Here is a 20,947-nt window from a genome sequence, read left to right as displayed (position 1 = left end):
AGGATCAGCTCTGTTCGGCGAGGCGGTAGAGGGCTCCGCTGTCCTCGAGGTCATGGATGACGCCGAGCGAGTTCAGCAGTAGGTGCTTGTCCTCGTGGACCAGGTAGGCGATGCCGCTGGCTCCGGTGGTGAGGTACCGGTCGAGGATGGGCTGCCCGATCGCGGGCAGCCGGTCGATGCTGTGGAAGCCGGGCAGGCGGCGCAGGATGCGCGCGCCGTCCACGGCCAGCAGCACCCCCGGACGGTCGGAGCGGAGGAAGACCTTGGCGACCGTCCGGGCCGCCGTGTAGGGCAGTTCGAGACGGAGCGCGAACTCCTCGGGGCGGAGGAAGCGCTCCACGACGAGATGCTGGTGGCTGTACCCGAAGGCCGCATGGTACGGGTCAGGCGCCAGCGAGGGGCCCATGACACGGGAGTTGACCTCGACCAGGCGCGGTCCGGCAGGGGTGAGCATGACCTCCGTATGCGCGGCCCCCTCCTGGATGCCCAGTGCGTCAAGGCACTTCAGCACATAGGCGACCAGCTCCGCCTCCGCCGCGTCGAGCTGCGGGCGGGAGATGATGTGGCGCAGCACCGGGGCGCCGTCGATGTGGTCGATGCGCTCCGCGTACACCTCGCTCACCAGGTGGCGGCCACCGATGCTCACGGTGTTCACGATGTACTGGGTGCCGGTCAGGAACTCCTGGACGAGGACGTCATGGTTGACCTCGCCCATCAGGTTCCGCCGGTCGACGATCGCCCGGAAGGCCGCCAGGGCCGTCTCCCGGTCCGGGGAGATGGTGCAGCCGTCACTTCCGGCGCTGTCGCGCGGCTTGACCATCACGGGATGGCCGCCCCACCGGGCGAGCAGTTCGATCAGCTCGGCTTCGTCGCGTACCGAGCCGGTGCGCGCGGCGGGCACACCGGCCTGCTCCAGGGCCCGGACCATCAGCTCCTTGTCGCGGCGGGCCGCGGCCTGCTCGGGCCGGTGGTGCGGCAGCCCAAGCTTCGCGGCAAGCGCGTCGGCGAGCAGGACGCCGTACTCGCTCGCGGCGATGACGGCGGTCGGGCGCAGGCCCTTCAGCACCCCGAGGGTCTTGGCGAGGTCCTCGTGCACCATGGTGTGCGGGGAGCTGTCCGCGTCGTACGCGTGCCGCAGCGACGCGTCGTACAGGTGCAGGCACTCCGCGCCCTCCTCCCGGAATGCCGTGGCCAGCGCCTTGCCGGTGGAGACGGGATTGACGAGGACGAACATCATGCGAGCCTTCCGCTGACGGTGGGGGCGGGCACGTCGTGCGCGGCCCAGAGCAGGTCGGTGGCGATGCCGGTCGCCTGACGAGCCGCGGTGTTCAGGTAGTTGACGATGGCGGCCCGAGGGTGCGAGGTGGCACCGAGCACCCAGACCCGCTCGGGTGCACCGGACCGCGGATCGCACACCCTGAGGCCGGCCGAGACCTCCGGCTCGGCGCCGGCCGAAGCGAGGGCCGGATCGGAGTGGAGCAGCAGGGTGCGATCAGGGAGCTGCCGCAGAGTCGGCTTGTGGTAGCCGGCCGCGCAGACGATGTGGTCGATGTGCTCGGTACGGTCGTCCGCCCACCGGACCAGCCACCCGGTACCGGCCTTGGCCGGGGTGATGCCCTCCGGCAGCCGCGGGACGATCGCCAGCGTTCCCCCGGTGAGCTGTTCGAGCAGCAGCCGGGCGTTCCGGACCGGAATGGATGAGATGTAGCGCGAGATCAGGTGCCGGTACCGTCCGAGCACTGCCCTGCGCGTGTCCGCAGGCCAGGACGCCGTGCTGTCGTTGATCGCGTCGATGATCTCGGCAATCGCGTCCTGCCAGGGAACCTGGCCGGACTCCGCGAGGCGCAGCTCCTCGGCCAGCCGGTCGGCCGGCGCGGCCGCTGCGCTCGTCTGGGCACGCAGCGCGGCTCCCGATCCGGCCCGGGCCACCGCGGAGACCACCAGGCGGGCCGCCTCGCGGTCGAAGTCCGGGGACTCCGGTGCGAGCCGTCGCCAGGAGCCCGGGTCGAGTACCGGGCTGGCGGGCCGGCTGAGTCGGCTCCGGACCGCAGGCAGCTGTCCGGAGGGCGAGGTGAGAACCACACGCCGCCCCCGCTGTCCCAGGACGAGCGCCGCGTCGATCGCCGTGAGCTTGCTGCCGAGCACCAGGATCCGCGCGGCGGCCGGCAGCCGACGCAGCCGCCCCACGGGGTACGGCACGGTGGTGAGGTCCGGATGGCCGACGTGCGCGCGTACCAGTTCGGGGACGACCGGCTGGTCGAGGCCGAGGCAGAGGAAGACATCGGTGCCGACGAGCTGCGCTCCGTCGTCGAGCACGACGGTGTAGCCGCCGTCGTCGTGAGGGCGGACGGCGGTGCCTCGCGCGCGGTGGTGCCGGACCCGGGTTCCCGCCTGCTCGGCGGTCCGGCGGTATGTCAGATACCGCTCGCGGCAGTACTGGCCGACGAGGTAGCGGGGGACGAAGTGGTCACGGTGTACCGGCCAGCCGCGCGCGGCGAGATACCTCAGCAGATCGGACTCGCCGGTGGGCTTGATCGAGGTGACGTCGACGGAGGTGTTGCAGAGCAGCAGCGGATCGGTGGTGCCGAAGGCCGTTCCCAGCCCGATCGGATTGGGGTCGACCACCGTGATGGAGCTGATTCCGGGGGTGGTTGCCAGCAGGGTGAACAGGGTCACCCCGCTGGCTCCGCCGCCGACGATGATGGCGTGCTTGCCCATGGATCAGCCCGCTGCTCGGGCGGCGATCGGATCCCCGGCCCGGGATGTGCCGAGGGCGCCGCTGCACCGGGTGAGGCCGACGGCGCGGCCCGGGTGGCCGAGCGGCCGCCCGGCGCGGGGCCGGGGGAAGGCGTATGCCACCAGTGCGTCGGGTGTGGCCACGGACACGGTCCGGTTGCCCCCTCTTTCTGATTCGGCGTGCAGGGTCACGCGTACGAGTGCAGGCATGCCTCGCGCAGCCACGAGGCGAATTCGGGCGTGCGCAGCAGATCCGAGTGACCGCCCGGGAACTCCTCGCGAGTGCATCCGCCGGAAGTGGCGTCGGCCCACGCGCCGATTCCGCTGGTGGACGCCAGCGGATCCGCCGCACCGCGCACCGCGAGGATCGGACAGCGCACCTCTCGGACCTGCGATGTGGTGAACTCCCTGAGCAGTCGGAGGTCCTGCATCGTGGTGTCGATGACGATCTCCCGCCACTCGTCGGCCTCGTCCGGTAGGAGGTCGGGATCGATGCCTTCGAGGTAGGCGACGGTGTCCGACCGTCGCAGAGTGGGCGGCTCCGGCACCGTCAGCAGAGCCGGTGCGGTGGCGCCGACCACCACCAGCGCGGAGACCACCGTCCCCAGCTCCTCCAGTTCCCTCGCCGTGGCATGGGCCGCGTACGCGCCGAAGCTGTGCCCGACGAGGACGGCCCGGGACGGCCGGCGGCGCTCTACCTGGGCGACGCAGGACCGCACGACCTCCTGGAAGGTTCCCGCGCCCTGGCCGAAATCCCTGCCGAATCGTCCCGGATACCGTGCGAGCCAGGCTGACGGCCCCAACTCTGCCAGCAGTCCGCGGAGTTCGGTGCCGAAGGATCCGGCACCCGGAAAGACGACGATGCTCGGACTGTCGGGACTCACCGGTTCCTCCTCCTGTCTTCAGCGAATCGTGACGGCATGGCTCAGGGTTCAGAGCCCGAGTGCCAGCTCATCCATGACCATGGCGATGCTGATCAGGCTGAGCCTGAAGTCCCACTTGTCCGCACCACCCTGACCAGGCGCCGTGTCGAGGCAGCCGGGGGCGAAGACCCCACTGGCCTCGACCAGGCCCCGCCAGCCCTCCCATGTCCGCTCATCGACGACCGACCGCAGGTCGTACGCGGTAAACCCGTGCTTGCCACGCCGCAGAACGGATTCCGGGACGACTCCCTGGTAGGCCGACTTGAGGCACGCCTTGCCCTCGAAGTCGACCACCTTCGCACTGTCGCCGGTCTGCAGAGCGAGGGAGACCACCGAGTTCCCGAGGAACGGGTAGCGGCCCTCGATCGAGCTCTTCATGACCATCGCGTCGCCGTGGTCGCCCAGAAGATGGCCCGCCAGCTGGACGTACACATCGGAGATCGAGCGCAGCTGCATCGATGAGAGCAGCTTGACCTCGTCCTCGGAGAACGGAATCAGCCTGGTGCGCCAGAACTCCTCGCCCACCAGCGCCTCATGTGCCGCCGAGGCAAGGTGCTCCCGCCGCCGGCTCACCTTTCGCCAGTCGACCTCCCAGCTGAAGTCCGCCCGGCCCCAGGCCTGCTCGTTCTCCGCGCAGGAGCTCCGGGTGGATCGGGTCGCGCTGTCGAAGGCATAGGAGTCGTAGCCGAAGAACAGCTCGTCCGCTCCCTCGCCGGAGACGACCCCCTTGACGCCGAAGGACCGCACCGTGTCCGCGAGCATCATGGCGGCCACATTGTAGGTCTCGCGTTGCGGATAGCAGCAGTGCCGGACCATCTCCTCGAACCGCGACGCGATGTCGGTGGGCCGGCACAGGATCTGCTCGTGCTTGCTGCCGACCTGCTCCGCCACCTCCCGCTGGAAGCGCCCCTCGTCCAGCGACGGATCGTCGAACACGACGGAGAAGGTCCGGACCGGCCGGTCGAGCAGCGCGGCCGATTCCATCAGGATCGCAGTGGAGTCGAATCCCCCGCTCAGATAGGCGCCGATCTCCACATCGGCATGCAGGCGGTCCCGGACGGAGGACTGCAGACCCTCCCTGAGCGCCTCCTCGGAGACCGGTTCCGGGGCGGGAACGAACTGGCCGTAGCGCCAGTAGCGTACGGTCTCCTGCCGGTCCGGACCGAACCGGACGGCGCAGCCGGGGGGAACGGCGTGCACGCCCTTCACCAGGGTCCGTGGCGCGACGATGTTCCCCAGCGAGAAGTACTGGTCGACAGCGCCGATGTCCACCTTCCAGGGCTGGTCGACGCACTGCACCAGCGGTTTGAGCTCCGAGCAGAAGTGAATGTCGGAGCCGGCCACCGTGTAGTACAGCGGGCAGATGCCGAACCGGTCCCTGGCCAGGATCAGCGAGTTCTCGGCACGGTCGAAGACGACGGTCGCGAACTGCCCGTCGACCAGGCCCAGTCCCTGGATTCCGTACCGGGACACCAGCTCCGGGATGACAGCCACATCGACGGCGTTCCGCTGCCGGTCGGAACCCACCTTCTCGCGGAGGGCCTTGGCGTTGTACACCTCGCCGTTCGTCATGGCCACGTACCGGCCGCTGCGGTCCTCGGCGGGCTGCCAGCCGTCGACCAGGCCCGTCATGCCGAGGCGGCCGAGCTTTACGGAGACTGTTTCGGTGTTCAGTGAGTAGGTCTCGTCAGGTCCGCGATGGACCAGCCGGTTGTGCATGGCAGCCGCGATGCTGCGATCCACCTGACCGTTCGGAGAATAGGTCCCGCATACGCCACACATCGCGATCAAGCACTCCGATCACGTAGTTCGTCGACGAGAACCTTCAGATTCTCCGCCCGGAGGACGTCCCGGACGCCGACAGCCATCCAGCCGAGTTCCTTCAGCTTGTTGACCAGGATCACCGTGGAGGCCGAATCGCCGCCGACGTCGAAGAAGTTGTCGTCGAGGCCGGCGTCGTCCACTCCGGTGAGCTGACGTACCAGTTCGAGGATCTGCTCCTCCGGTGTGGCGGCCCGGGCCGCAGCCGGAGCGGTGCGGCGGCTCGCCCGGAGCGCCTCGCGGTCGACCTTGCCGTTCCGCGTGTAGGGGATCGCCTCGATCTGCTGGATCACCGAAGGGACCTTGTAGGAGTCGAGGACCGCCTCCAGGTGGGCGCGCACCTCCCGGGAGGTGGCGGTGCCCAGGTAGTAGCACACCAGGGCATCGACGGCGGAGTCGTCACCGTTCTCGTGCGACTCGGCGGAGACGACCGCCTCCACGACCCCGTCGAGGCGGCAGGCCGCGCTCTCGACCTCACCCGGGTCCAGGCGGTAGCCGCGGACCTTGAGCTGCCGATCCAGCCGCTCGACGAAGAAGACCTGCCCGTCGTGGTGGTCGACGATGTCGCCGGTCCGGTAGACCCGGTCCGCGTTGTCGTCGATGAAGCGCTGCACGCCCTGCGCGGTCAGGTAGCCCACCGCGACGCTGTTGCCGGTGATGACGAGTTCACCACGGGTCACCGGCGATCCGGCGGCACCGTCCGCCGTGGCCGTCGGCAACGGGACGACATCGAACCCGCAGTCGCCCACCACGTCGCCGAGCGGGATGGACTCCCGGCAGTCGTCCGGGTCCAGCGGGTCGCTGAGGAAGTTGCAGACGGTGGTCTCGGTCAGCCCGTAGGCGTTGTGGAAGGCCGCTGCCGACGACCACTTCCGGAGCACGGCCTGCCGGCAGGCGCCGCCACCGTTGATCACATGCTTCAGGGTCATCGCATCGCTCGGCTGAGTGGACGTCAGCGCGAACGGCGTCGTCTTCAGATGGGTGATGCGGAAGTCCTCCAACGTCCGCTGGAGCACCGTTCCCGGGCTGAGGTGCTCCTCGCCCAGGATCACCAGGCAGGCGCCCGAGGTCAGGGTCCACAGAATCTCGGTTATGCACCCGTCGAAGGTCAGGCGGGCGAACTGCAGCGTGCGGCACTGCGGGTCCAGCTCCAGACGTCGCACATGGTCCCGGACCATGGGCACCAGCGGTTCCGCGCGCACCAGGACGCACTTGGGCTCTCCGGTCGAACCCGAGGTGTGGATCGCGTAGCCGAGCGTTCCCTGGTATTCGGCCAGATCCGCCAGGGGCCGGTCTCCCGCGCCGTCCCGCCACTCGGCCGGCGGCGCGGCGAGCCGTGGCGCGTGCGGCGCGTCGCGGCTGCTCGCGACCACGTTGATACCGAGCGAGGACACCTTGCTCCTGTTCGACGACTCGCTGTCGCGCGGGTCGATGAACACGAACGGCCGTCTGGCGGCCAGCGCGCCGACCATGGCGACGATCGAACCCGAGGTGCGGATGGCCTCGATTCCGATGAACTCACCCGGAGCGGTGAGCGATTCGAGTCGCGAGGTGAAATCGCGGGTGTACTCGCCGAACTCCCGATAGGTGATGGAGCCGTCGGAGGTCTCGATGGCGGTGCAGTGGGGATGGTCCTGAACGGCGCGCTGGATCGCGTCCACTACTGATATCTGCTGCACAGTCAAGTGCTGAACCTTTCTCAGCGGTGGTCATTCGAACTACCCCACGGTGTGGACGAGCGTTCCCACACCCTCGACGACGGCCTTGATCGAGTCCCCGGGGCTGATCACAGCGGCTCCCGGGGTTCCCGTGCAGATCACGGTTCCGGGTACCAGGGTCCGCCCGGCCGTGAAGTACTCGACCAGATAACCCAGGTCGTACTTCATGGCGGACACCAGGGCGGAGGAGATGACCTCACCGTTGCGGACGGTCGACACCCGAATCCCCTGGAGAGCCGCATCGTCGAACTCGTCCAGCGTCACCAGCTGCGGCCCGATGCTGCAGAACGTGTCGAACCCCTTGGCCCACGGGATGTACCGCGGATTCTCGCGGATCACGTCCTCTGCGGTCATGTCGAGCACGGCGGTGACACCCACGACGACCGAGCGCCAGTCCGCGCGCGACACGTTCTTGCATTCCGAGCCGATGACGAGACCGAGTTCGGCCTCCGCGGTCACCCTCTTGCTCTGGGACGGCAGGTTGATCTGCTGCCCGTTGCCGATCAGGCAGCTGCTGGGCCTCAGGTACGATCCGGGGCCGGAGGCCGGCTGCTGGGTGTTCAGATCCTCCGAATGGCCCCGGTAGTTCAGGCCGGCGCCCCAGATGTCGCCGCCGTCGGCTATGGTCGCAGCCCCGTCGAGCCGAACATCGGTCAGCCGCTCGACCGACCGGGAGGCGAGCAGCGCGGCGAGTTCGCTTCTCCGGGCATCGTCCAGCAGATCCGCGATCCGGGTGGGAGCCTTGTACCCTTCGAATGCCGAGAGCGGCGCCCAACTGCCGTCCTGACCCGCGTGGATCTGGTATCCGCTGCCGGCATCGAATCGTGCGATTCTCACGTTTTCCTCCTCCTAAGACTGATCGAAGGGCTCGCTAGACCGCCGCGAGGCCCTGGGAGATCCGCTGCGCCGCAGCGTGGATGTGGCTCTTGCCGACGCTCTGCGAGGCCAGGTCGACGGCGGTCTCCATCAGGGGGGCCGGGTCGACGGTGAGCTCGGCGCAGAGTTCCTCGATGAGCGGGAAGTATCCGGAGTGAATTCCGATCACTCCACCGAGGACCTGCATGTTCCGGTTCTCCGGCAGCAGTTCCAGGTTGGTCCGGCAGAACTCCGCGAGCCGGGCCAGTCGCTTGTAGTCGTACTTGTCGTTGCCGATGAGGCTGAGGATGCCGGCCAGCGACTCGGTCTCCGCGTTGCCGGCGCCCCGGCCGATGCCGTCGAGCGTTCCGTCGACGATGGTGGCGCCCGCCTCAAGCGCGGCGATGCTGTTGGCGTTCGCCATGCCGAGGTTGTCGTGGCCGTGGAACCCGACGACCGGGAAGCACTCCTTGGCGACCTCCACATAACGGTGCACGTCGCTGGGCAGCATCGAGCCGTAGGAGTCCACGACGTACAGCCCGGCAACGGCCGGGGTGACTCCGCTCAGCAGCTCGGGCAGCTGCTGGGCAGGTGTGGCGCTCGTCTTCATGAGGTTGAGGTAGACCTGCCCGCAGATCTCGGTGGCGCGCTCGATGTAGTCGAGGTGCTCGGGAACCCGATCGGCTTCCATACCGATGCGGACGAACGACATGCCCTGGCTGCAGAGTTCCTCCAGTGTGCCGAGCCGGCTGAAACCGGGCTGCGCGAACATCCCCCAGGAGGTCTCCGACAGTTCCGAACGTGCGATCTCGCACCACCGGGACAGGTCGATGTTGCAGGCTCTGATACCGGAACGCTCGGCCTCGAAACCGAGGCCGTGGCCGATCTCCACCTTCTCGATCGGTGTCTCGTTCAGTCGGCCTAGGAGTTCGATGACGAACTTCTGGTCGAGTTGGAAGTCGACGGCATAGGAACCATCACGCAGGGTGGCGTCAAGAATCTCGCTCGTCAGCGGCTCGAACAGCGGGGCGGGTGCAGTAGACAAATCCGTCCTCCGAAGCTCAGTGGTTTGCAGATGAGTGTCCCGTCGGACTGCGCGACAGATTCCCGGTGGGCCCGGTCAGATGTCGGCAGTACAGGAGTGATGGAGCGCCATGAGGGAGTCCGACCGTGGAAACCCCGACTTCTGTCGGGGTGGAGAAACGGCCTCCGCCGCGCCGCCACAGGCAGTCCCGTGCCGTGGGTGCGATCGTTCCGGCCTCATGGTGAGCAAGTCTTCACCTGGGCGCCATCTGCCCGTGTCCGGGTTTTCATTTCTGATAAAATCCGGGGTAGGGCTGTCACGCTGAACCTCTGTGGGGTTCGTTGCGACGCAATGTACGCCAATTCGGCGGATTGCCCCGGCAACCCCGAGGAGAATGGTCCAGTTCCCCCCTGGCCTGCCGGCGCTCCTCGCCTGGCCGCTGACTATGCCTCACAATCCAAGGGGGATCAACGCCTTGCCGCGCACCGGCAACCTGACATGTCCCCTTAGGCCCGAGTCGGCTCGACTGGTTTGGGTGGCATAGTGTCGCCGCCGCAGGCTCGGTGGTTCGCGCGCGGCGGCAGGTTGCCGCAGGTCAGCGGAGGCTGTGGACGGGTGTCGAGATCGCGCGCCGAGGGCTGGAGAGGTGGGAACCGGACAACAGTCGCCACGGCCGAGCCGTCTCACATGGCGAGACGGTGCAGTGCGGACGCGCCCGGCCCGGGTGTGGCCGGCGGCGGTCGACCAGCGTTGGTCGATCGGCGCTGGAACCCTACTGCCGACCGGTGCCGGCCGGTCGGTAGGCGAACTGATTGACTTCGCTGGACAGGGGGCGAATACCTGTGTTTGGCTTTCTGGGCGAGAGCTGGCGCCGACCCTGGATGAGTCGCTCAGCGCCTGTCGGCGCATCCAGTCGAGGCTGGATTCCGCTGCCCGGGACCCCAGGAGCCGAACGGGCTGCGCTGTCCATTATTTGAGACGCACACCCGCGCACGGTTCGCCGGGGCGGGCTTCTCCTTCTGCGTGACCTCTGGGCGATTGACTGGTGGTCGGCGCATTCGTTCACGACACCGGGCCCCGACGACCGGGGCCTCGACGACCGGAGTCGGCTGCGTCCTGCAGGGTCAAGCAGCCAGGAGGGATGTCATGAGCACGGCTATTCTTGACGACTTGCGGAAGGCGCTCCCGGAGCGGGATGTGCCGGCGGTCGAGGAGTGCGCGACGACGCTGCTCAAGGCGCTGCCGCGACCGGGCGAGCTCGGGCGGAACACGGTGATGGTCGCCTATGGCGGCGGCAAGGACAGCTCCTATGCGCTGGCCTTTGTGCGCGCAGTCCACCTGGCCCTCGCCGAACGGCACGGCGAGACCTTCCGGTTGCGGGTGGCGACCATGCGGCACGGCGGCATGCCGTACCAGGTGATGCAGAACATCGACCGCACGTACCAGGCGCTGGGGCTCTACGGCGATCCGGATGCCGAGCTGCTGCTGATCGAGGGCGGCCAGGTCCGCCCCTTCGCCCGGGACCGGAGCATGCCCCACCGGCTGATCGACTTCAACCGGGTCGACATGCTGATGTCCGGGCACCGCACCTACGGCGACGGCCGGGCCACGTTCTGCAACGCGTGCAACCTGAACGTGGCGGACTCCTTCGGTGTGGCCGCCGGCCACGGCGAGGGCGTGGACCTGATCATCACCGGGGACTCTCCCCAGGAGCAGCGCGACTACGCCCTGTGGATTCGGCAGCTGGCGCGGAGTGCCGGTCTGAAGCCTGCCGACAGCAAGAAGGGCTTCCAGGGCACGCTGGAGACGCTCAACGGGCTGGCGAGGGCGTACTTCCAGGAGATCCACGGCTCGGAGAACGCGGAGCGGATCGAAGCGCGTGGGGTGGCCTCGGACATCTCCACCGCGCTCCAGTTCTACTCCATCTACGACTACACGAGCTACGCCTCGGGGGCGCACTGGAGTCTCCTGACGGGCTTCCTCGGCTTCGTCTTCGACGAGATCGCGTTCAACTTCACCGAGTCCGACTGCGTGAACCCCGCGCTCATGGCCCACCTGCGCGGGCTGCGGACCGAGCGGGTGTACAAGCGCTCCTACCAGGAGGGCATCGGCCAGTATGTCGACTTCGCCCTGGAACTGATGCGCCGCAAGCACTTCCCGGAGCACCTGGTCGAGGAGATGCGGCAGCGCTACGCCACCGAGGCCGGTGTCGAGTCCATGCGTGAGGCGGCGACCCGGTACGGCGAGGATGCCTTCGGGCTCGACACCACGCAGCTGATCTGCATGGTGTACTCCCCCTTCGCGGGACGAGCGGCCAACCTGCACGAGTTCCTTGCCGGGGAGCATCCCGAGCTGCTGGAGGCCGAGGACCGGATCCGAGCGCTCCTGGCCGGCTCCGTGGACCGCGCGCTCGCCGCCCGTCTGGAGCGGATCAGCGGACTGAGCACGACCGATCTGCAGGCTCTGCACGACGGCCCGCTGTGGTCGCCGTTCGCGGACATGTCCGCGCAGACAGGAGTCCTTCCGCAGGTCATGATCACCGACCCGCACCAGAAGCGGATCAGCGCGAAGCGCAACCCGGCGGGCGAGGAGGTTATGGACCGGGTCTCCGGCCGGTAGCAGGCGCGGCGCCCACCCGCCGAACCTGCCCGCCGCAGCCCAGGGTGGCCGGCACCGCGGGAGCGGGCGGGGCGAGATTCCGTCGCCCTGCCCGACCCCGCCCGTACTCACTTCCGGAACGAGCCGTCCAGCGTGGCTGCGGAGAAGCCTTCGGGCAGCGGGAGCCCGAAGAGCACATGCAGGGCGGCGAGGAACGCGGTGCGCTCCGACGCCCCGAGCGCGCCCCCGCGCCGCACCGTCTTCGCGACGGCGGTGGCCGTGCCGAAGGCGGTCGGGAAGTCGGCGGCGGAGAGCGCCTCACAGATCTTCGCAGCGGTCTTGGACGCTGCGGGCTCCGGCTCTCCGGCGGCGGCGGCCGCCGCCGCGTGATCACCCGCGATACGCCCGATCTGCTCGCTGAGCTGGGCCTTGACCGACACGGTCTCATCCGTCCGACCCGCCACCAGCAGCGCACCGTCCAGCCACTGCGACTCGACGCTCTGGGCTGAGCCGACCCGGGCCACCGGCACCACCGCGACCGGCGGGTGCTCGACCGCGATGTCCAGCATCAGCAGGCGCAGCCACAGCAGATCGGCCGTGACCGCCTCCGACGAGGCGACCAGGGTCGCCCGCCCCACCGTGTATTCGGCGGCCGAGGCGAGCAGCGGCGCGGGGTCGATCGACACGGACACGGCCGCGGCCCCGTCCACCCCCTCGGTGAGGCTGCGGGCCCGTAGCGCGGGCGCCCAGCGCACCTCGCCGGCCGGGTCGGCGCTCAGCACCGCGAGCGGTGCCCGGCCCAGCGACACGGACTCGGCCCACTCGCCGTACCCGGACGCCAGCAGGTCCTCAAGGTACGCCTGCATCGCCTCCTCGTGGGGCCGGCCGTCGTGCCGCCGACCGGCCCGCACCGCGACTCCCGTCTTGATGACCGGCGGCGTCAGCCAGGTCTCCGGGTCGGCGCCGGGCTCCTGCTCGCCGAGGCCGAAGCGGATCGGCAGCCCGATGGCGCGCGCGAACTCCAGGTCGGCGACCGAGTGCGCCGGGTTGACGATCACGGCGCCGGTGCCGAACTCGGGCTTGGCCCAGTCGGCGACCCAGACGGGCAGCAGGTCGCCGTGGAGCGGGTGGCGCACGAAGCGTCCGCTGAAGTACGGGCGCTGCCGCACCTCGGTGGCGGCCAGCGCCACGTGGTCGGGGTGCACCACGACCGCGCAGGCGGCGGTGAAGGGCGACCAGTCGGTGGTGAAGGTGCTCAGGGAGTCGCCGCTCGCCTCGCCGGTCGCGGGATCGGCGAAGGGCAGCCGGATCACCGCCCCCCGGCTCCGGCGCAGCGCCTTCTGCTGCTTGGCGTCCACCCGCGCCCCCCAGGAGGGCGCACTGCCCCCGGCCACCGCGGCCAGCGCGGCCGCCGAAGGCACGTAGGACAGCGTCCACGGCCCGGCCGCGTCGTCCTCCGCGCTCACCGCGATCCGGCCGGCGGATGCCAGCGTACGCAGCAGTTCGATCGCGGTGGTGGACGTCCCCGGCGCCGGGGCTCCGGTCAGCACACCGAGCCTGGCGCTGGCTGCGGCGACCGCTTTCAGCCGCCGCTCGTGCAGGTCGTCGACTGGTGCGCCGATCGTCAGGACCTTGGTCGTCAACGTTCGCTCCGTTCCCGGTGTCCGCAAGATTACGCAGGCATGCTAGGCCGTTTGACGCCCCGTCGGAGAAATCCGCACCGGACCGCTCTGCATGTCAAGAACGTACAAGACGTGGCTGCCGGGAGGCGGCACGGTGGATCCGGAAGGCTGACAGGGGTGTCGGGTTCTCACCGGTTTGGAGCGGGCGCAGTGGTCGTTGATCAGGGTTCGATGGCGTCGGAACAGGTGCCGCTGTCGGTCGGGCAGGAGCAGCTCTGGTTCCTGGAGCAGTTGACTCCCGGGCTCGCGACGTACAACGTCGCGGTCGCCCACCGGATTCGCGGGCCGCTGGACGGCACGGCGCTCGCCGCGGCACTGACCGAGCTCGTGCGGCGGCACGAGTCGCTGCGTGGAACGGTGTCCACGGTGGACGGGACGCCGGGGATGGTGTTCACCCCGCCGTCGGCGGTGGACCTGCCGGTCGGCCACCTGACCGACGCAACCCCCGAAGCCCGCGAGGCCCAGCTCGCGAAGGAGCTCCAGGAGCACGTCCGCCAGTCCTTCGACCTGGTGCGCGGCCCGCTGTACCGGTTCAGGCTGTTCCGTCTCTCGGCGGACGAGCATGTGCTGTCGCTCGTCTTCCACCACCTCGTCACCGACGGCTGGTCGACCAGCCTGCTGCTCAGGCAGCTCCAGGACGGCTACGCCGCGGCGCTCCGGGGCGACGGACCGGCCGGCGGGGCAGGTGACCGGGCGGCGGACGCCCCGCCGCCGGTCCGCTTCGCGGACTTCGCCGCCGAGCAGCGCGCCGCTCTCGACAACGGCGGCCTGGAAGAGCAACTCGGCTACTGGCAGGAGCAGCTGGATGGCGTCACGCCGCTGGAGCTGCCGGCCGACCGGCCGCGCCCGGCCGAACCGAGCTTCGCCGCCGGCACCACGCGGAGCGAGCTGCCGCCGGACCTGCTGGTGGCGGCGCGCGCGCTCGCCGAGGCCGAAGGCGCGTCGCTGTTCATGGTCCTGACCGCCGCGCTGACCGTGGTCCTGGGCCGGTACACCGGCCAGCAGGACGTCTCGCTCGGCACCGCTGCGCTCGGTCGGACCGATCCGGATCTCGAAGAGGTGGTCGGGTACTTCACCAACATGGTGGTACTCCGGGCCGGCCTCCAGGACGATCCCGCCTTCGACGAACTGCTGTCCCGGCTCTCCGACGTCCTGCTCGACGCCTACGACAACCAGGACGTGCCCTTCGAACGGGTCGTCGACCGGCTTCGGCCGCACCGCGATCCCGGCCGCAACCCGTTGTTCGGCGTCTGCGCCCAGTTCCTGACCGAGCAGACCTCCGGCACGACGATGGACCTCCCGGGGCTGACCACGGAAGCGGTCGACCTCCCGTCGCTCGGTGCACGCTTCGACCTGGCGCTGACCTTCGTGGAGTCGGCCGACCGGCTCCAGGTGGGTGTCGAATACGCTGCGGACCTCTTCGACGGCTGGCGGATCGAGGCACTCGTCCGGCATCTGGCACAGGTGCTGAGGGCGGCCTGCGCGGACCCCGCCCAGCGGGTGTCGCAGCTGACGCTGCTCGACGACACGGAGGCCCAGGAGCTCTTCGCCGCCGGGATCGGCGAGATGCTCTCCCACGCGGACGAGCCGGTGCACGCCGCAATCGCCCGGCGCGCGCTGGAGCAGCCGGACCGCATCGCCGCGATGTACGAGGGCGAGAGCCTGACCTACCAGCAGCTGGAGCGCCGGGCGTTCGAGCTCGCCGCCTTCCTGCGCGACCGGGGGGTGCGGCACGGGCAGGTCGTCGGGGTGGCGATGGAGCGCGACCTGGACGCGCTCGTCGCGCTGCTCGGCGTGCTGAAGTCCGGGGCGGCGTACGCAGTCCTGGACCCCTCGCACCCGGTGGGCCGACTCGAGTACATCCTCAAGGACACCGCGGCGCCGATCGTGCTGACCCAGCGCCGGGTGCGCGAGCGCATACCCGAGTCGGCGGACTGGTCGATCGTCGAGGTCGACCAGGAGCGGGGGGCCATCGCCAAGGCGGGAGCCGAGTCCGAGGGCTGGGCCGAGGAGGCCGGCCGCGACTCGCTCGCCTATGTCATCTACACCTCCGGCTCGACCGGCCAGCCCAAGGGAGTTCTCCTCGAACACCGGGCGCTCCAGTCGTTCATCGCCTCCTACCGGCGTGTGTTCGACCTCCAGCCGGATGACCGGATGCTCCAGCTGGCCGCGCTGGCCTTCGACATGTCGCAGGGCGAGATCTTCGCCGGCCTCACCGCCGGGGCGGCCCTGGTCCTGGTCGACAAGGAGGCCGGCACCTCGCCCGACGCGCTCGCGGCGCTCATGCGGGCGCGGGAGGTCACCTACATCTGCATGTCGCCGGCGATGCTCGCACTGGTCGAGGGCGGACCCTACCCCAAGCTGCGGAAGATCATGGCGGGCGGCGAGGCGGTTCCGGCCGAGATGGTCGCCAAGTGGAACCTGCCGGGGCGTCGGCTGATCAACTGCTACGGGCCCACCGAAGCCGCGGTCGGCTGCACCTCCTACGAGTGCCCCCACGAGCCGGCCCGCAGCGCGCCGCCGATCGGCGCCCCGTTCACCGACCGCCGCATGTACGTGGTCGACAAGGCCGACCGGCTCGTCCCCCGCGGTATCGCCGGGGAACTGCTCATCGGCGGTGCGGAGGGCCTCGCCCGCGGCTACCTCAACCGGCCGGACCTGACCGCCGCGGCGTTCACCGAGGACCCGTTCCACCCCGGCGGCCGGGTCTACCGAAGCGGCGACCTCGTCCGCTGGAACCGCGACTACCAGCTGGAGTTCCTCGGTCGCGGCGACGGCCAGGTGAAGCTGCGGGGCCTGCGCATCGAGCTGGAGGAGATCGAGTCCGCGCTGATGTCGCACCCGGACGTGGGTGTCGGCGCGGTGGCGCTGCGGCAGGACCGGCGCGGTGAGAAGCGCCTGGTCGGCTACGCGTCGCCGGCCGGCGACCGCGTTCCGGACGCGGCCGAACTGCGCGCCCACCTGGCCGAGCGGCTGCCCGAGTACATGATCCCGACCGCGTGGGTGGTGCTGGACAGTCTGCCGCTCACCACGGCACGGAAGGTGGACCGCAAGGCCCTGCCGGACCCGGTCGAGGCCGACCCCGAGGAGGACTACGTCGCCCCGCAGGGGCCGACGGAGCAGGCGGTCGCGCGGATCTACGCCGAGGTGCTGGAGGTCGAGCGGGTGAGCGCGGCGGTGGCGTTCTTCGCGGCCGGCGGCAATTCGCTGCAGGCGATGCGGGTCGTCAGCCGTATCGGCAAGGAGTTCGGGGTGAAGATCCGGCTGCGGGCGATGTTTGCCGACGCCACCACACGTTCGATCTCGGCGGAGGTCGACCGGCTGGTGGCGGCGAAGGCGGCGGGTGCCAAGGCGGGGCCCGGCCGTGTCGGCTGACCGCCTCCTGCCGTTCGGCGGGGACGACGCCGGGCTGCCGCCGCTGTACTGCGTGCACTCCGCCTCCGGCTCCGCCTACACCTACCTGCCGCTGGTCGGCCTCCTCGGCGGTCGGCCGGTCGTCGGCATCGAGGTGCCCGGATATGACGGCGACGGCCTGCCGCCCACCGATCTGTGCGAGCTCGCTGAGGACTACGTCCGCGCGGTGGAAGAGGACTGTGCGGGACGGGAGTTGTGCCTGCTCGGCTGGTCGATGGGCGGCGCGGTCGCCTACACCATGGCCCACCGGCTGCGGGCCCGGGGATGTCGGGTGGCGCTCGTGGTGCTGGTCGACGCCCTGCTGCACCATGCCGAACCGGTCCCGCCGAGGGAGGTGGTCCTGGCCAGGTTCGCCGTCAACCTGCTGGCCGAGGCCGGGAACGGACAGAGCGAGCAGCACGTGGCCGACGCGCTGCGGGAGTGGCCGTCGGCCGCGCCGACCGGGGACGCCTGGCGTCTGCTCCATCGGGCGGGCCTGATCTCCGAAGACCTGGACGCCGAGACCCTGGACCGCCTGTTCGAGGTCTTCCGGCGGAACGTCGAGGCCCTGCACGGGTACCGGCCCGAGCCCGGCTACCCCGGACCGGTGCTGGTGGTCGAGGCCGAGGAGTCGCCGCGCGGTCCGCTGCGGTGGACCGATGCGGCGCAGGACGTGCGCACCGTCACCGTGCCCGGCGACCACTTCTCGATGTGGCGCGGAGCCGGCCTGGAGGCTCTGGGCGCAGCGGTCCGGGACGCGCTGCACGAGGTGTCCGCCGCGCGACCGTAAGGAGTACCAGCATGACCACACACGAAACCGCGGCCCCGGAGCGGGCCGCGGCCAGGCCGAGCCTGTGGCGCAACCGGGAATTCCTCACCTTCTGGTCCGGGGAGACCCTTTCGCTGTTCGGCACCCAGATCACCGTGCTGGCACTGCCGCTGACCGCGGTGATCACGCTGGACGCGCAGCCCGACGAGGTCGGCCTGCTGCGGTTCCTGCAGATGGTCCCCTACCTCTTCTTCGGGCCGATCTTCGGAGTCTGGGTGGACCGCCACCGCCGGCGCACGGCGATGATCGGCGCGAACACCCTGCGTCTGGCCCTGATCGGGCTGATCCCGCTGCTGTCCTGGCTCGATCAACTGGACATGCCGCGGCTGATGCTGATCACCTTCGGGGTGGGTGTCGGCGCGGTGCTCTTCGACATCAGCTGGATGTCATACGTCCCCACGTTGATCCGCGACCCGGACTACCTGGTCGAAGCCAACTCCAAGTTGGCGACCACATCCGCGACCGCCGACGCGGCCGGGCCGGGCCTGGCGGGATCGCTGGTGAACCTGCTGTCGGCGCCGATCGCGATGGCCGCGAACGCCGGGACGTACCTGGGCTCGGTGGTCTCGCTGCTGCTGATCCGCACCAGGGAGCCCCAGCCTCCGGCCGTGGCCGAGCGGCGAATCCGCACGGATCTGGTCGAGGGACTGAAGTTCGTCGCGGGCAACCGCCTGGTGCGGTGGATCGCGGCGGTCGGCGGCCTGGCGAACTTCTTCCTCTCGGCGACGCAGCCGATGTTCATCCTGTATGCGGTCCGCGACCGGCATGTGCCGACCTCGGTACTGGGCCTGATCTTCTCGGTCGGCGCCTGCGGCGGGATCGTCGGCGGCATCCTCTGCCGCCGGCTGACCCAGCGGCTCTCCCTGGGCCGCCTCTACGCCTGCGCGCTGGCCGCGGCGTTCATTCCGATGCTGCTCCTGCCGGCCGCCGCAGGCGCGGACGTCCTGGTGGAGGTGCTGTTCACGATCGCCTGGTTCCTCGGGGCGCTGGGGCTGACGACCGTCAACATCCTGATCATCAGCGTGCGGCAGAACGTCACCCCGCCCGCCTTCCTGGGGCGGATGAACGCGGCGGTGCGCGCCGTGATGTTCGGGCTGGGCGCGCTCGGCGGCCTGCTGGCGGGGTTGCTCGCCCAGCAGACCGGAGCGCATCAGACCCTGTGGGTCTCGACGGTCGGATCGGCGGTCTTCGTGCTCTGCGGAGTGCTGCTGTCTCCGCTCAGCCGCCTGCGGGAGATGCCCGGTGCCGAGGTCGAGCCGGTGGCGGACCGGGCGTAGCGGCCCGGGCTGGTACCGAGGGTGTTCTTGAAGTGGCGGGTGAAGTGCGACTGGTCGTAGAAGCCGGTGGCCGCCGCGACGAGGCCCGGCGTCATGCCCTCCAGGAGCAGTTCACGTGCCTTGTCCACCCTTCGGCCCGTCAGGTACTGATGAGGGGCCACGCCGAACTCCTTGGTGAAGGCGCGGACCAGATGCGTGGGGTGGGTCTGGAACAACTCCGAGGCCTCCGCCAGCGTGATGCCTTCCACCAGCCGCGCGTCGAGCAGGTCGCGAAGACGCCGGGCGACTCCCGGGGCGGCCGTCGGCCGTGGGTTCCGCAGCGTTCCCGCAAGGTGTCCGTGCAGGCGTTCGACGATGAAGTCCAGCCTGCTCTCGGCCTCCAGCGGCTCGCCACTTCCGTCCAGGGCGGTGTGCAGTAGGTGGATTCGCTGCCGCAGCACGGGGTCCGAGATGACCGGCTGGTCCGCGGCGGCCCCGATGAGTTCACTGCCCAGCAGGGCGGGGTCCAGATAGAGCACCCGTTTCCGGAATCCGTCCGGGGAGACCGAATCCCCGTTGTGCGCGACCTGCGGCGGAAGGATCGTGACGAGGTGATTCAGAGCGCCGTACTCATGGCGTTCCACGTCGAAACGGACAATGCCGTCGTCGACAATGAGGAGCGTCCATGAGTCATGCGTGTGCATGGGGTAGACATGGTTCGTTATGTGCGCATGGAAAACTTCTCTGATGCCACATACGGGCGGCCGCCAGGCGGCGACCTCCAGATCACTAGTCGTGGGCATGATTGATCTTATCAGGAATGCGGAATTCCGCGTAGCAGAGATTTACGCTGAGTGATCGGCGGGAGCGCCCGGGAAGTCCGCGCCCCGGGCGTCCGCGTCACAGGCTGCGGAGATAGCCGCCGTCACAGCGCATCGCGGTGCCGGTCACATAGGAGGCGTGCGTGCTGCACAGGAAGGAGGCGACTGCGGCGAACTCCGCAGGTCGACCGTAGCGACCTGCGGGAATGTCCTTGATCGAGGCATCCCGTACCTCGGTGAGGCTGCGGCCGGTGCGCTCGGCGTTGGCGGCATCGACCGCCGCGGTGCGCTCGGTCTCGATCCGTCCGGGCAGCAGGAGGTTCACCGTCACCCCGTCCGCGGCGACCTCGGCGGCCAGGGTCTTGAGGTAGCCGGCCAGCGCCGCGCGGCCCAGGTTGGAGAGCGCCAGGTTGGGGATCGGAGCGGCGACCCCGCTGGACCCGACCGCGAGGATGCGGCCCCAGCCCCGTTCCCGCATGGCCGGCAGTGCCAGCGCGACCAGGCGCAACTGCTGGCGCAGCGTGGCGTCCAGCGCGGCATCCACCTCGGCCAGATCAAGGCTGCTCGCCGGACCTGGCTTGGGCCCGGGCCCGTTGAGAACGAGCACGTCAGGGGGACCGAAGGCCGCGACCGTCGCTTCCAGCAACCGGGCCGGCCCGTCCTCGGCCAGCAGGTCCACCTCGACACCCACGGCAGTGGGCAGCTGGGCGGCGATCTGCCCGGCGCGTTCCCCGCGCCGTCCGCAGACCACGGTCCTGGCCCCCTCCGTGGCCAGCGCCCGGGCGATTGCCTCCCCCAGCCCGCCGGTGGACGAGCACACGAGCGCTGTGCGCCCCGAAAGTCCCAGGTCCATGAGTGATCCCAACAATCCAATAGTCAGGAATTGCGCGAATGAGAGATGTGACCCGGACCACCCAATCATGGGACGTGACGCCCGGTCGAGCCCAACTGCCAGAATCTCAAACTGCGAGAACCGGGGCGTCTTCGCCGCCGCGCGTCGCGTGCGCATTGCCGAATTCGGTTCAGTCCGTTCAGCCGACGCAGCGTGCCAAGGTCGCGCAGGAGTACCTTGTCCACCTCGTGGGCGTGCCGTTCGAGCGAGACCGCCGGCGGCCGTCCAGGTCCCGGTAGCCGCGCAGTACGCCCTTCACCGGTGACACCAGGTCTGGCCCAGCCGGTAGTCCTCCGGGTGCCGTGCCAGGAGGCGGTCGGGTTCGGCGTAGGCGGTCCAGCTGATCTGGGATCTCAAGGGTGACGCCCACATGTGAGGTACACGTCCGAGACGGGCAAA

14 protein-coding genes and 1 pseudogene are annotated in these 20,947 nt (G+C 69.8%); 4 read left to right on the top strand and 11 right to left on the bottom strand.

What is annotated here, in order from left to right:
- Window positions 1–4 precede the first annotated feature (4 nt).
- Genes C7M71_RS04305 through C7M71_RS04275 form a run of 8 tightly spaced genes read right to left on the bottom strand, consistent with a single transcriptional unit; the run spans window position 5 to window position 9,098 of the window.
- The gene (locus tag C7M71_RS04305; protein WP_111490610.1) at window positions 5–1,237 is read right to left on the bottom strand and encodes an ATP-grasp domain-containing protein; all 1,233 of its coding nucleotides are present in this window, start codon (window positions 1,235–1,237) and stop codon (window positions 5–7) included.
- Window positions 1,234–2,718, bottom strand: a complete 1,485-nt coding sequence (locus C7M71_RS32510; protein WP_111490611.1) for an FAD/NAD(P)-binding protein — start codon at window positions 2,716–2,718, stop codon at window positions 1,234–1,236. The genes C7M71_RS04305 and C7M71_RS32510 overlap by 4 nt, the downstream gene beginning before the upstream one ends.
- 3 nt (window positions 2,719–2,721) lie before the next feature.
- On the bottom strand, window positions 2,722–2,886 hold the full coding sequence (locus C7M71_RS30500) for a hypothetical protein (RefSeq protein ID WP_162824130.1): 165 nt from the start codon (window positions 2,884–2,886) through the stop codon (window positions 2,722–2,724).
- 38 nt (window positions 2,887–2,924) lie between these two features.
- The gene (locus C7M71_RS04295) at window positions 2,925–3,620 is read right to left on the bottom strand and encodes a thioesterase II family protein (RefSeq protein ID WP_111490612.1); all 696 of its coding nucleotides are present in this window, start codon (window positions 3,618–3,620) and stop codon (window positions 2,925–2,927) included.
- A gap of 48 nt (window positions 3,621–3,668) precedes the next feature.
- Window positions 3,669–5,441 (bottom strand): asparagine synthase (glutamine-hydrolyzing), encoded by a 1,773-nt coding sequence (gene asnB / locus C7M71_RS04290; protein WP_111490613.1) that lies wholly within the window; start codon window positions 5,439–5,441, stop codon window positions 3,669–3,671.
- 5 nt (window positions 5,442–5,446) lie between these two features.
- Window positions 5,447–7,159 carry a non-ribosomal peptide synthetase gene (locus tag C7M71_RS04285; RefSeq protein WP_229759046.1) on the bottom strand — a complete coding sequence of 571 codons (1,713 nt, stop codon included), beginning with the start codon at window positions 7,157–7,159 and terminating at the stop codon, window positions 5,447–5,449.
- A 39-nt stretch (window positions 7,160–7,198) separates the two neighbouring features.
- Complete coding sequence (locus C7M71_RS04280) at window positions 7,199–8,035, bottom strand: fumarylacetoacetate hydrolase family protein (protein ID WP_111490614.1); 837 nt, start codon at window positions 8,033–8,035, stop codon at window positions 7,199–7,201.
- A gap of 34 nt (window positions 8,036–8,069) precedes the next feature.
- Window positions 8,070–9,098: a beta/alpha barrel domain-containing protein gene (locus tag C7M71_RS04275; protein WP_229758533.1), complete on the bottom strand. Its 1,029-nt coding sequence runs from the start codon at window positions 9,096–9,098 to the stop codon at window positions 8,070–8,072.
- A gap of 1,125 nt (window positions 9,099–10,223) precedes the next feature.
- Here C7M71_RS04275 and C7M71_RS04270 point away from each other — a divergent pair.
- Window positions 10,224–11,696, top strand: a complete 1,473-nt coding sequence (locus C7M71_RS04270; protein ID WP_162824129.1) for a PqqD family protein — start codon at window positions 10,224–10,226, stop codon at window positions 11,694–11,696.
- A gap of 107 nt (window positions 11,697–11,803) precedes the next feature.
- Here the strand turns inward: C7M71_RS04270 and C7M71_RS04265 are convergent, their stop codons facing one another.
- Window positions 11,804–13,318, bottom strand: a complete 1,515-nt coding sequence (locus C7M71_RS04265; RefSeq protein WP_162824128.1) for a hypothetical protein — start codon at window positions 13,316–13,318, stop codon at window positions 11,804–11,806.
- Between the two features lie 210 nt (window positions 13,319–13,528).
- On the opposite strand from C7M71_RS04265, the gene C7M71_RS04260 reads away from it, so the two are divergent.
- The 3 genes and pseudogenes from C7M71_RS04260 to C7M71_RS04250 form a co-directional block, all read left to right on the top strand.
- Window positions 13,529–16,732: a non-ribosomal peptide synthetase gene (locus C7M71_RS04260; protein WP_111490617.1), complete on the top strand. Its 3,204-nt coding sequence runs from the start codon at window positions 13,529–13,531 to the stop codon at window positions 16,730–16,732.
- Window positions 16,722–17,540: a thioesterase domain-containing protein gene (locus C7M71_RS04255; RefSeq protein WP_162824127.1), complete on the top strand. Its 819-nt coding sequence runs from the start codon at window positions 16,722–16,724 to the stop codon at window positions 17,538–17,540. The genes C7M71_RS04260 and C7M71_RS04255 overlap by 11 nt, the downstream gene beginning before the upstream one ends.
- A gap of 11 nt (window positions 17,541–17,551) precedes the next feature.
- Window positions 17,552–18,778 (top strand): annotated as a pseudogene (locus tag C7M71_RS04250) (MFS transporter); the annotation flags it as partial.
- Here C7M71_RS04250 and C7M71_RS04245 read toward each other — a convergent pair.
- Together C7M71_RS04245 and C7M71_RS04240 are read right to left on the bottom strand one after the other, a co-directional pair.
- Window positions 18,730–19,638 (bottom strand): helix-turn-helix domain-containing protein, encoded by a 909-nt coding sequence (locus tag C7M71_RS04245; protein ID WP_229758532.1) that lies wholly within the window; start codon window positions 19,636–19,638, stop codon window positions 18,730–18,732. The pseudogene C7M71_RS04250 and the gene C7M71_RS04245 sit on opposite strands and share 49 nt — an antisense overlap.
- 97 nt (window positions 19,639–19,735) lie before the next feature.
- On the bottom strand, window positions 19,736–20,509 hold the full coding sequence (locus C7M71_RS04240; RefSeq protein ID WP_111490620.1) for an SDR family oxidoreductase: 774 nt from the start codon (window positions 20,507–20,509) through the stop codon (window positions 19,736–19,738).
- Between the last annotated feature and the right edge of the window lie 438 nt (window positions 20,510–20,947).

The sequence above is a fragment of the Peterkaempfera bronchialis genome (assembly GCF_003258605.2).
Classification (GTDB): domain Bacteria; phylum Actinomycetota; class Actinomycetes; order Streptomycetales; family Streptomycetaceae; genus Peterkaempfera; species Peterkaempfera bronchialis.
The sequence above is the reverse complement of the archived record's forward strand: the minus strand, read 5'-3'. Positions and strand labels throughout refer to the sequence as shown.

What these genes read in the sequence shown, in the direction of transcription:
- asnB (WP_111490613.1), bottom strand. Translation starts at nt 5,441, where the DNA reads ATGTGTGGCGTATGCGGGACCTATTCTCCGAACGGTCAGGTGGATCGC.
- C7M71_RS04245 (WP_229758532.1), bottom strand. Translation starts at nt 19,638, where the DNA reads ATGCCCACGACTAGTGATCTGGAGGTCGCCGCCTGGCGGCCGCCCGTA.
- C7M71_RS04260 (WP_111490617.1), top strand. Translation starts at nt 13,529, where the DNA reads ATGGCGTCGGAACAGGTGCCGCTGTCGGTCGGGCAGGAGCAGCTCTGG.
- C7M71_RS04305 (WP_111490610.1), bottom strand. Translation starts at nt 1,237, where the DNA reads ATGATGTTCGTCCTCGTCAATCCCGTCTCCACCGGCAAGGCGCTGGCC.
- C7M71_RS32510 (WP_111490611.1), bottom strand. Translation starts at nt 2,718, where the DNA reads ATGGGCAAGCACGCCATCATCGTCGGCGGCGGAGCCAGCGGGGTGACC.
- C7M71_RS04240 (WP_111490620.1), bottom strand. Translation starts at nt 20,509, where the DNA reads ATGGACCTGGGACTTTCGGGGCGCACAGCGCTCGTGTGCTCGTCCACC.
- C7M71_RS04270 (WP_162824129.1), top strand. Translation starts at nt 10,224, where the DNA reads ATGAGCACGGCTATTCTTGACGACTTGCGGAAGGCGCTCCCGGAGCGG.